Annotated in this window: 9 protein-coding genes; 1 reads left to right on the forward strand and 8 read right to left on the reverse strand. The window is 68.6% G+C overall.

Annotated features, from left to right (window positions below):
• The 8 genes from VF536_RS06230 to queF all read right to left on the reverse strand — a co-directional run.
• Positions 1 to 1,670 (reverse strand): ATP-binding cassette domain-containing protein (locus tag VF536_RS06230; RefSeq protein ID WP_331613949.1); only part of this gene is annotated, 1,670 nt, incomplete at its 3' end.
• Positions 1,667 to 2,569, reverse strand: a complete 903-nt coding sequence (gene prmB, locus VF536_RS06235) for a 50S ribosomal protein L3 N(5)-glutamine methyltransferase (RefSeq protein WP_331613950.1) — start codon at positions 2,567 to 2,569, stop codon at positions 1,667 to 1,669. The genes VF536_RS06230 and prmB, both read right to left, overlap by 4 nt.
• The gene (gene dapE / locus VF536_RS06240) at positions 2,566 to 3,717 is read right to left on the reverse strand and encodes a succinyl-diaminopimelate desuccinylase (RefSeq protein ID WP_331613951.1); all 1,152 of its coding nucleotides are present in this window, start codon (positions 3,715 to 3,717) and stop codon (positions 2,566 to 2,568) included. Before dapE ends, prmB begins: the two co-directional genes overlap by 4 nt.
• 31 nt (positions 3,718 to 3,748) lie before the next feature.
• Complete coding sequence (locus tag VF536_RS06245; RefSeq protein WP_331613952.1) at positions 3,749 to 4,915, reverse strand: PilT/PilU family type 4a pilus ATPase; 1,167 nt, start codon at positions 4,913 to 4,915, stop codon at positions 3,749 to 3,751.
• Between the two features lie 56 nt (positions 4,916 to 4,971).
• A complete protein-coding gene (gene dapD, locus VF536_RS06250; protein WP_331613953.1) occupies positions 4,972 to 5,790 on the reverse strand; it encodes a 2,3,4,5-tetrahydropyridine-2,6-dicarboxylate N-succinyltransferase in 819 nt (272 codons plus the stop codon).
• A gap of 101 nt (positions 5,791 to 5,891) precedes the next feature.
• Positions 5,892 to 7,103, reverse strand: a complete 1,212-nt coding sequence (gene dapC / locus VF536_RS06255; RefSeq protein WP_331613956.1) for a succinyldiaminopimelate transaminase — start codon at positions 7,101 to 7,103, stop codon at positions 5,892 to 5,894.
• Between the two features lie 116 nt (positions 7,104 to 7,219).
• Positions 7,220 to 7,645, reverse strand: coding sequence for an SET domain-containing protein (locus VF536_RS06260; RefSeq protein ID WP_331613954.1), 426 nt, complete (start codon positions 7,643 to 7,645; stop codon positions 7,220 to 7,222).
• A gap of 16 nt (positions 7,646 to 7,661) precedes the next feature.
• Complete coding sequence (queF, locus tag VF536_RS06265; RefSeq protein WP_067281975.1) at positions 7,662 to 8,093, reverse strand: preQ(1) synthase; 432 nt, start codon at positions 8,091 to 8,093, stop codon at positions 7,662 to 7,664.
• A gap of 338 nt (positions 8,094 to 8,431) precedes the next feature.
• Between queF and smc the strand changes: the two genes are divergently transcribed.
• Positions 8,432 to 10,715: chromosome segregation protein SMC (gene smc / locus VF536_RS06270; protein WP_331613955.1), on the forward strand; the 2,284-nt coding region annotated here is incomplete at its 3' end.

Genomic DNA, 10,715 nt, shown 5'->3' on the forward strand with positions numbered 1-10,715 from the left:
CGCTCCATGCGCTCCAGCGCCTTCACGCGGCTCTGCGCCTGCTTGGCTTCTTCCTTGGCGAGCTTCGCGGCTTCCTTGGACCGATCGAGCAACCAGCGCTGGTAGTCGTCCAGGTCGCCGTCGAAGGGCGCGAGCTTGCCGTCGGCCACCAGCCAGAACTCGTCGCAGACCTCGCGCAGCAGCGCGCGGTCATGGCTGACCAGCATGACGGTGCCTTCGAACTCGTTGAGCGCCATCGACAGCGCCTCACGCGTCTGCAGGTCCAGATGGTTGGTCGGCTCGTCCAGCAGCAGCAGGTTGGGGCGCTGCCAGACCAGCATCGCCAGCACCAGCCGCGCCTTCTCGCCGCCGGACAGGCTGCCCACCTCCTGGTTGACCATGTCCCCGACGAAGCGGAACTGGCCGAGGAAGTCGCGCAGCTCCTGCTCGCGGGCGTTCGGGCTGACTTCCTTCGCCAGCCGGATCATGTGCATCAGCGGACCTTCGTCGGGTCGCAGCACGTCCATTTCCTGCTGCGCGAAGTAGCCGATCGACAGGCCCTTGCCCTCGGTGATCGTGCCGCCCATCGCGCGCTGCATGCGGGCGACCGTCTTCACGAAGGTCGACTTGCCCTGGCCGTTCGCGCCCAGGATGCCGAAGCGCTGGCCGGCGAGCACCGAGCGGTCGATGCCGCGCACGATGACCTTCTCGCCCTCGTCGGTGTCGTAGCCGACCGAGACCGTGTCGAACATCAGCATCGGATTGGGCAGGTTCTGCGGCTCGCGGAACTCGAAGCTGAAGTCCGACGCCGTCAGCACCGGCGCGAGGCGCTCCATGCGCTCCAGCGCCTTCACGCGGCTCTGCGCCTGCTTGGCCTTGCTGGCCTTGGCCTTGAAGCGGTCGATGAACTTCTGCAGATGCGCCATGCGCTCCTGCTGCTTGCTGAAGGCCTGCTGCTGCTGGAGCATGCGCTCGGCGCGCATCGATTCGAAGGCGGTGTAGTTGCCGCCGTAGCGGTGCAGCTTGGCCTCGTCCAGGTGCAGCGTGACCTTGGTGATCGCGTCCAGGAATTCGCGGTCATGGCTGATGATGATCATCGTGCCTTCGTAGCGCTGCAGCCACGCTTCCAGCCAGACCAGGGCGTCCAGGTCCAAGTGGTTGGTGGGTTCGTCCAGCAGCATCAGGTCGGACGGGCACATCAGCGCGCGCGCCAGCTGCAGCCGCATGCGCCAGCCGCCGGAGAAGCTGTTGACCGGCGCGTCGACCTGCGCGCCCTTGAAGCCCAGGCCCATCATCAGCGCCTGCGCGCGGGCGGGCGCGTCGAGGCTGCCGGCGTCCATCAGCAGCGCGTAGGCGTCGGCGATGGCGTGGCCGTCGTCGGCGGCTTCGGCCTCGGCCAGCGCCTTGCGCGCGGCCATCAGGCGGACGTCGCCTTCCAGCACGAACTCGGTGGCCGGCATGTCGGTCTCGGGCATGTGCTGCGCCACTTCGGCGAGCGCCCAGTGGCGCGGGATCTCCACGTCGCCCTTGTCGCTGTGCAGGCGGTCGGTCAGCAGCGAGAACAGGCTGGACTTGCCGGCGCCGTTGCGGCCCACCAGGCCGACCTTCTCGCCGGGTTGCAGCACGACGCTCGCGTCATCGAGAACGACCTTGGTGCCGCGGCGCAGCACGATGTTGCGCAGCGTGATCATGGGGAAACTCCTTGTTCGTCATCAGGGCCGAAGCCCGCGGCGACCAGCGCCTCGCGGGTCAGCAGCAATGCCTGGTCTTCGCCGGCGGAAGTCTCGAGCCAGAAGGCTTCGAGTTGCGGGAAGGCGGCTTCGAAAAATTCGCGCTCGTTGCCGATCTCCAGGACCAGCACCGCCTGCGGCTTCATCTGCGCGGGGGCGTCGGACAGCAACTGGCGGATGAAGTCCATGCCGTCGGTGCCGCCCGCCAGCGCCAGCTCGGGCTCGGCGCGGTACTCGTGCGGCAGCGCCGCCATCGACGTGCTGTTCACGTACGGCGGATTGCACAGGATCAGGTCGTACGGACCTTGCGCCGGCGCGAGACCGTCACCCTGCAGCAGGCGGATGCGCTCGCCGAGCTGGTGACGCTCGACGTTGATCGCGGCGACCGCGAGCGCGTCGGCGCTCAGGTCGATCGCATCGACCGCCACGTCCGGCCAGGCCATCGCGGCCAGCACGGCCAGGCTGCCGTTGCCGGTGCACAGGTCCAGCACGCGGGTGGTCTGGTCCGACAGCCAGGCGTCGATGGTCGCGTCGGCCAGCAGCTCGGCGATGAAGCTGCGCGGCACGATGGCGCGCTCGTCGACGTAGAAGGGCACGCCTTGCAGCCACGCCTCGCGCGTCAGGTAGGCGGCGGGCTTGCGCGTGGCGATGCGTTCGGCCACCAGCGCCTCGACCTTCGCGCGGCCGGCGTCGTCGACGGCATCGGCCTCGTGCTCGTCCAGCGCGTCCAGCGGCAGGTCCAGCGCCCACAGGCTCAGCCAGGCGGCTTCGTCGAAGGCGTTCGTCGTGCCGTGCCCAAACGAAACGCCCGCCTCACGGAGGCGGGCGGCCTGGGCCTCGATCAGTTCCAACAGCGTCACAGCAGCAGATTCTCCAGGGTGCGCCGGTAGATGCGCGTCAGCGGCGCGATCTGGTCCAGCGGCACGTATTCGTCGATCTTGTGGATGCTCGCATTGAGCGGTCCGAATTCCACCACCTGCGGACAGAGCTTCGCGATGAAGCGGCCGTCCGAGGTGCCCCCGGTCGTGGACAACTCGGCGGCCACGCCGGTCTCTGCCTCGATGGCGGCGGTGATGGCCGCCGACAACTCGCCCACCGGCGTCAGGAACGGTTCTCCGGACAGCGACCAGTCCAGCGTGTACTCCAGGCCGTGGCGGTCCAGCAGCGCGTGCACCCGTTGACGCAGACCTTCCGGCGTCGACTCGGTCGAGAAACGGAAGTTGAAGTCCACCACCATCTCACCGGGGATCACGTTGCCGGCGCCGGTGCCGGCGGCGATGTTGGAGATCTGGAAAGTCGTCGGCGGGAAGTACGCGTTGCCATTATCCCATTCGCTCACGGCCAGCTCGGCCAGCGCGGGCGCGGCCTGATGGACCGGATTGCGCGCGAGATGCGGGTAGGCGACGTGACCCTGCACGCCGATCACGCGCAACTTGCCGGAGAGCGAACCACGCCGGCCGTTCTTGACCGTGTCGCCGAGGCGCTCGACCGAGGTCGGTTCGCCGACGATGCAGTAGTCGAGCCGCTCACCGCGCGCGCGCAGACGGTCGACGCAGACGACGGTGCCGTCACGCGCCGGGCCTTCCTCGTCGCTGGTGAGCAGGAAGGCGACGCTGCCGCGATGGTCGGGATGCATCGCGGCGAAGTCCTCAGCGGCGACGACCATCGCCGCCAGCGAAGTCTTCATGTCCGCGGCGCCGCGCCCGTACAGGCGGTCGCCGCGCACGGTGGGGACGAAGGGATCGCTGGTCCATTTCGCGAGGTCGCCGGTGGGGACCACGTCGGTATGGCCGGCGAAGACCAGCAGCGGGCCGTCGGCCGACTGGCCGCGACGCACGGCCCACAGGTTGCTGACGTGGAAGTCGTCCGGCCCGCTGTCCATGCGTTCGAGCGTGAAGCCGGCGCCGGCCAGGCGCGCGCCGATCAGTTCCAGGCATCCGGCATCGGACGGCGTCACCGACGGGCGGGCGATCAACTGCTCCAGCAGCGCGAGGGTCAGGTCGTCCATCGGTCGATGAGGTCGTCCACGCACACGGGCCTCAGCCCGGCTGCACGTCCAGCGTGATGGAGGTGAAGTTGGCGGTGTCCTCGGCCGGCTCTTCCTTCTTCGGCGCGCCCGGGCCGCCGGGCTTGATGCCGGGACCGTCGTTCTGCAGACGCCAGAGCAGGTTGGTCGGCGAGTCGGCGAAGGCCAGGCCTTCCTCGCGGGTGATGGTGCCGTCGGTGATGAGGCGGGCGAAGTGTTCCTCGAAGCTCTGCGAGCCCTCGGCCATCGACTTCTCCATCGCCTCCTTCACGCCGGCGAAGTCGCCTTGCTCGATCAGTTCGGCGACCAGCTTGGTGTTCAGCAGGATCTCCGTGACCGGGACGCGGCCGCCCGCGGCGGCGCGCACCAGGCGCTGCGAGACCACCGCCTTCAGGCCGGCGCCGAGGTCGTTCAGCATCGCCGGACGCGATTCCGGCGTGTAGAAGGACATGATCCGGTTCAGCGCGTGGTAGCTGTTGTTGCCGTGCAGCGTGGCGACGACCAGGTGACCCGACAGCGCGTACGAGATCGCGGCCGTCATCGTCTCGCGATCGCGGATCTCGCCGATCAGGATGCAGTCCGGCGCCTGGCGCAACGCGTTCTTCAGCGCGATCTGCAGCGACGCGGTGTCGCGGCCGACCTCGCGCTGGTTGACCAGCGAGCGCTTGTTGGTGAACAGGTATTCCAGCGGATCCTCGATGGTGAGGATGTGGCCGGTCATCGTCTGGTTGCGGTGCTCCAGCATCGACGCGAGGGTGGTGCTCTTGCCGGTGCCGGTCGCGCCGACCATCAGGATCAGGCCGCGCTTCTCGGTGATCAGCTTGCCCAGGATGGGCGGCAGGCCCAGGCTGTCCAGCGTCGGGATGACATGCGGGATGTGCCGGAACACCGCCGCGATCGAGCCGCGCTGGCGGAAGCCCGACAGCCGGAAGCTGCCGACCTTGGGGATGGAGACGGCGAGGTTCAATTCGCCGTTGGCGTCCAGCTCGCCCAGATGCTGCGGGTCGATGACCTCGGAGATCAGCGCGCGCGGCTGGGCGGGCGTCAGCAGCTGGTCCGACAGCTGCAGCATCTGTCCGTTGATCCGGATCAGCACCGGCATGTTGGCCGACAGGTAGGTGTCGGATGCGCCCTTCTCGGCCATCAGGCGCAGGATGCGCTCCATGTTTCCCGTGCTCATGCGGTCTCCTCCGGACGGATGCTTGTCGTCAGCGTGGCGTCGTGAAGCTCGTGGCTTCAGGCGCGCAGCAGTTCGTTGATGCTGGTCTTCGCGCGGGTGCCGGCGTCGACCTTCTTGACGATGATGGCGGCGTACAGGCTGTACTTGTCGTTCTTCGGCAGGCTGCCGCTGATGACGACCGAGCCGGCCGGGACGCGGCCGTACGAGACGGTGTCGGTCTCGCGGTCGTAGATCGGGGTGCTCTGGCCGATGTAGACGCCCATCGAAATGACCGAGTTCTCCTCGACGATCACGCCCTCGACGATCTCCGAGCGGGCGCCGATGAAGCAGTTGTCCTCGATGATGGTCGGGTTGGCCTGCAGCGGTTCCAGCACGCCGCCGATGCCGACGCCGCCGGACAGATGGACGTGCTTGCCGATCTGCGCGCAGGAACCGACGGTGGCCCAGGTGTCGACCATGGTGCCTTCGTCGACGTAGGCGCCGATGTTCACGTACGACGGCATCAGCACGACGTTCTTGGCCATGAAGCTGCCGCGACGCGCGACGGCCGGCGGCACGACGCGCACGCCGGCAGCGCGCAGCTGTTCATCGGACTGGCCGCCGAACTTGGTCGGGACCTTGTCGAAGAAGGTCATGTCGCCGGCGCCCATCTGGCGGTTGTCGTTCAGGCGGAAGGACAGCAGCACGGCCTTCTTGACCCACTGGTGCACGGTCCACTCACCGACGGCCTTGCGTTCGGCCACGCGCAGCGTGCCGGCGTCCAGGCCGGCGATGACCTCGTCCACCGCCGCGCGCACTTCGGGGCTGTTGGCGGAGGTCAGGTTGGCGCGGCCTTCCCAGGCGAGGTCGATGATGGATTGCAGGTCTTGCGTCATGGTGCGGAGGGGTTCGGGGAAAGAAGGTGGATTCGAGACGAATGCTGAATGGCGTGAAGCAGATCGTGGGTCGGACGGTGGGGCGGACCGGCGGGGCCGGATCAGGCGGACGTCTTGAGTTGCTTCACGAAGGCGACGATGCGATGGGCGGCTTCCAGGCATTCGGCCTGTTCGGCCACCAGTGCCAGGCGGATGCGGCCGGCGCCGGGGTTGATCCCATGGGCGTCGCGGGCCAGCAGGCTGCCGGGCAGGACGCCGACATTGTATTGAGCGAGCAGCCCCTGGGCGAAGCCAATATCGTTACCGTCTGGCACGGCCGCCCACAGGTAGAAACCCGCGTCGGGCAGGGCGACGTCCAGGACCTCGGCCAGCAGCGGCGTGACGGCGGCGAACTTGGCGCGGTACTGCGCGCGGTTGGCGACGACGTGGTCCTCGTCGTTCCAGGCGGCGATGCTGGCGGCCTGGATCATCGGGTTCATCGCCGAGCCGTGATAGGTCCGGTACAGCAGGAAGCGCTTGATCCACGCGGCGTCGCCGGCGACGAAGCCCGAACGCATGCCCGGCACGTTGGAGCGCTTGGACAGGCTGGTGAACGCGATCAGGTTGCGGAAGTCCGGGCGGCCGAGCTGCACGGCGGCCTGCAGACCCGACAGCGGCGCGGCGTCGGGGCCGTCGCGGAAGTAGATCTCGGAGTAGCACTCGTCCGAGGCGATCACGAAGCCGTGGCGGTCGCTGAGCTCGAACAGTGTCTGCCACTCGGACAACGGCATGACCGCGCCGGTCGGGTTGCCCGGCGAGCAGACGTAGAGCAACTGCGTGCGCGACCAGGTGGCCTCGTCGATCTGCGACCAGTCCGGGGCGAAGTTGCGCGCCGGGTCGGAGTTGGCGAAGGCGGGCGTCGCGCCGGCGAGCAGCGCGGCGCCTTCATAGATCTGATAGAACGGATTGGGGCAGACGACGGTCGCGCCGGGGCGGGAAGGATCGATCACGACCTGCGCGAGGGCGAACAGCGCCTCCCGCGAACCGTTGACCGGCAGGATCTGCGTGGCCGGGTCGAGGCTCAGCGCATAACGCCGTTGCAGCCAGCCGGCGATGGACTCGCGCAGCGGCAGTTGACCCGCGGTGGCCGGATAGCCCGACAGCCCCTTGAGGTTGGCCATCAGCGCGTCTTCGACCAGCTTGGGCGCTGGATGCTTGGGCTCGCCGATGCCCAGCGAGATCGGCCGGAATTCGGGGTTGGGAACGATGCCCTTGGTCAGGGCGCTCAGCCGCTCGAACGGGTAGGGGTTCAGCAGCGCCAGGCGGGGATTCACCGGCGGGTTGGCCGGCGGTTGGACCGGCTGCGAAGCAGGGGTGGAGCTCATGCGCGGAATCATAGGGGGACGGGGTGCCGCCCCCGGTACTTACGTCGACAACGGAGGCTTGTCGCTCAGAGCGAGCCTCGACACCCCGGCGCGCCGCAGCGACAGGCCAGGCGCCCCTCGTGGTGCGTGAGGCCGTAGTCGACGGTGATCTCGTCGCCGGGTTCGAGATCGCGCAGCGCGAAGAAGCTGATCTCGCCGTCCTCGACCTGGATGCGGGCGTTGGGTGAGCAGCTGTGGTTGGTGAACCGCATCGCGTCCTGCGAGCGGCTCGCGTCGATCGCCCGCGCCGGCGACAGCTCCACCAGCATCAGCCGCTGGCTCTCCTGCGCGCGGCGGCGCGCCTCGGCGACGGTGATCGATTCGCCGGTCAGCAGCCCGAGCCGCGTGCCGGCGGGGACGGCCTCGGCCGCGAACACGCCGTAGCCGTCGATGCGGCTGCGCTTGAGCGCGACCGCGACGAACTGCGTGGCCGTGTCGTAGGCCAGGGCCATCCGAAGGGCGTGCCGCTCAGCGCAGCAGGCCGGTCTCGAAACCGTGCGCGGGCAGGTCCACCGCGGGCAGCGGCTTCCAACCCTTCTTGCGGTGCTCGGTCACGACGTTCGTGTAGATGCCGCCGCGCACGTACCACTTCGCGGTGATGCGGATGAAGCGCGGGTTGGTGACCTTCACGATGTCCTCGAGGATGGTGTTGGTCACCTTCTCGTGGAACGCGCCCTCGTCGCGGTAGCTCCAGAAGTACATCTTCAGGCTCTTGAGCTCGACGCAGTACTGGTCCGCGATCATGTCGATCGTGAAGTGCGCGAAGTCCGGCTGGCCGGTCAGCGGGCAGTGGCAGGTGAACTCGGGGATCTGGAACTGGATGACGTAGTCGCGTTCCGGCGCCGGGTTGGGGAAGACGTGGATCTCCTTGCTCGGACGGCTCGGCGGATTGGGCGGCATGTCGCGCATCTTGGGCGGCACGGCGGTGTCCGGCTTGACGTTCTTGGCGGCCTTGATCGGCTCGACGAACTTCAGCGCCTTGGAGGCCTTGGGCGCCTTGCCAGCCTTGGCGTTGGAGGAGGAAGCGGCAGCCGGCGCGGCCGGCTTGGCGGAGGGGGTCTTGGCCATGTGGAATCGAGAGTGGGGCGGTCGCTGCTTCAGAGGGCGGCGAGGGCCGGAATGCGAAGGGCGCGATGGTATCATCCGCCGCGAATCGAGCGCCCCGTCAAGGGGCGTTTCCACAATCAAATCAAAGGCTTAGATCACGTGAGGGCTGCGACAGCCGGTGATCCCACCCGATGCGACTGAACTCGATCAAGCTCTCGGGCTTCAAGTCCTTTGCCGATCCGACGACCTTCCAGCTGCCTGGGCAACTGGTCGGCGTGGTCGGCCCCAACGGCTGCGGCAAGTCCAACATCATGGACGCGGTGCGCTGGGTGCTGGGCGAAAGCAAGGCCAGCGAACTGCGCGGCGAGTCCATGCAGGACGTGATCTTCAACGGATCGGGCAACCGCAAGCCGGCCAGCCGCTCCAGCGTGGAACTGGTGTTCGACAACGCCAGCGCGCGCGCCGGCGGCCAGTGGAACCAGTTCACCGAGATCGCCGTCAAGCGCGTCCTGACCCGCGACGGCACCAGCAGCTACTTCATCAACAACCAGCCGGTGCGCCGCCGCGACGTGCAGGACGTGTTCCTCGGCACCGGCCTGGGCCCGCGCGCCTACGCCATCATCGGCCAGGGCACGATCAGCCGGATCATCGAATCCAAGCCCGAGGAACTGCGCATGTTCCTCGAGGAGGCCGCCGGCGTCTCGAAGTACAAGGAACGCAGACGCGAGACCGAGCTGCGCCTGCGCGACACGCGCGAGAACCTGACCCGCGTCGACGACATCCTGCGCGAGCTCAACAACAACCTCGAGAAGCTGGAGCGCCAGGCCGAGGTCGCCGCGAACTACCGCAACCTGCAGGAGCAGGGCACGCTGAAGCTGCACCAGCTGTGGTTCCTGAAGCACCGCGACGCGGCCGGCGAGGCCACGCGGGTCAAGACCGAGCACTCGGAGGCGGTCAACGCGCTCGAGGCCAAGATGGCCGAACTGCGCCAGCTCGAGGCCGAGCTGGAGACCATCCGCCAGGCCCACTACGGCGCCGGCGACGAACTGCATGCCGCGCAGGGCCGCATGGCCGAGGCGCAGATGGAGGTCAGCCGGCTCGAGGAACGCATCCGCTACGTCGTCGAAGGCCGCCAGCGGCTGGAGCAGCGCCTGATCGAGCTGCAGGCGCAGAACCAGCAGTGGCAGGACCGTGCCGAGCAGGCGCAGGTCGAGCTCGAGGACGTCGCCACGCAGATCGCCCAGGCCGAGGAGCAGAGCGAGATCCTCGCCGCCCAGGCCGAGGAGCAGGCGATGAAGCTGCCCGAGGTCGAGGACCAGGTGCGCGCCGCGCAGGGTCGCGCCAACGAGCAGCGCACGCAGGTGACGCAGGTCCAGCAGCAGATCCAGGTGCTGGCCGCGGAGAGCCGCAGCGTCGACGAACAGCTCAAGGGCCTGCGCGGCCGCCGCGAACGCCTCGCGCAGGAGCGCCAGGGCCTGGCCGCGCCGCAGCACGACAAGCTCGACGAGGTGAAGCGCCTGTCGGTCGCGGCCGACGAGCAGCAGGCCGTCGCCGATGCGCGCCTCGCGGAGCTCGCCGAAGCCGCGCCGGCCGCCGACGAGGCGCGCCAGCTGTCGCAGCGCGAATCGCAGCAGCAGGCCGCGAAGCTGACGGACATCGTCGCCCGCCTGACCGCGCTGCGCGCGCTGCAGGAGAAGGTGCAGACCGAAGGCAAGCTCCAGCCCTGGCTGGCCAAGCACGGCCTGCAGGACATCAAGGGCCTGTGGACGCAGCTGCACATCACGCCGGGCTGGGAGAACGCCCTCGAGGCCGCGATGCGCGAGCGCATGGGCGCGCTGTCGGTCGGCCGGCTGGAGACGGTCCAGGCCTTCGCCTCCGATCCGCCGCCGGCGCGGCTGGCGTTCTATTCGCTGCCCAGCGGCGAGATCGTCAACACGCACCGCGCGCTGTCGCCGCTGAGCGATCTGCTGAAGCTCGAATCCAACGGCCTGAAGGCGCTGCTGAACGACTGGCTGGAAGGCATCTACACGGCCGAGTCCATTTCGGATGCGCTGGCGCAGCGCCCGAAGCTGACCCATGGCGAGCTGATCATGACCCGCGAGGGCCACGCCGTGAGCCAGTTCGCGGTGAGCTTCTACGCGCCGGACAGCGAGACCGCCGGCCTGCTGGCGCGCGCGCAGGAGATCGAGAACCTCGAGCGAGAGCAGCGCGCTCAGACCCTGATCGCCGACGAGTCGCGCGCGCAGGCCGTGCGCGCCGAAGCCGCCTACACGGATGCGTCGCAGCGCCTGGCGGTGGTGCGCCGCGAGGCCTCGGAGACGCAGGCCCGCGCGCATCAGCTCCAGGTCGAGCTGCTGCGCCTGGCGCAGCAGACCGAAGCCGCTGTCGCGCGTCGCACGCAGCTGGACGACGAACTCGGCGAGATCGACGCACAGAATGAAGCGCTGATGGAACGCCGCATGGAAGGCGAGGCGC

Origin of the sequence: Roseateles sp. (assembly GCF_036486225.1) — a bacterium.
GTDB lineage: Bacteria > Pseudomonadota > Gammaproteobacteria > Burkholderiales > Burkholderiaceae_C > Roseateles.

Coding starts and splice junctions, on each gene's coding strand:
- dapE (WP_331613951.1), bottom strand. CDS start 3,717: ATGGACGACCTGACCCTCGCGCTGCTGGAGCAGTTGATCGCCCGCCCG.
- VF536_RS06245 (WP_331613952.1), bottom strand. CDS start 4,915: ATGAGCACGGGAAACATGGAGCGCATCCTGCGCCTGATGGCCGAGAAG.
- dapD (WP_331613953.1), bottom strand. CDS start 5,790: ATGACGCAAGACCTGCAATCCATCATCGACCTCGCCTGGGAAGGCCGC.
- VF536_RS06260 (WP_331613954.1), bottom strand. CDS start 7,645: ATGGCCCTGGCCTACGACACGGCCACGCAGTTCGTCGCGGTCGCGCTC.
- queF (WP_067281975.1), bottom strand. CDS start 8,093: ATGCCGCCCAATCCGCCGAGCCGTCCGAGCAAGGAGATCCACGTCTTC.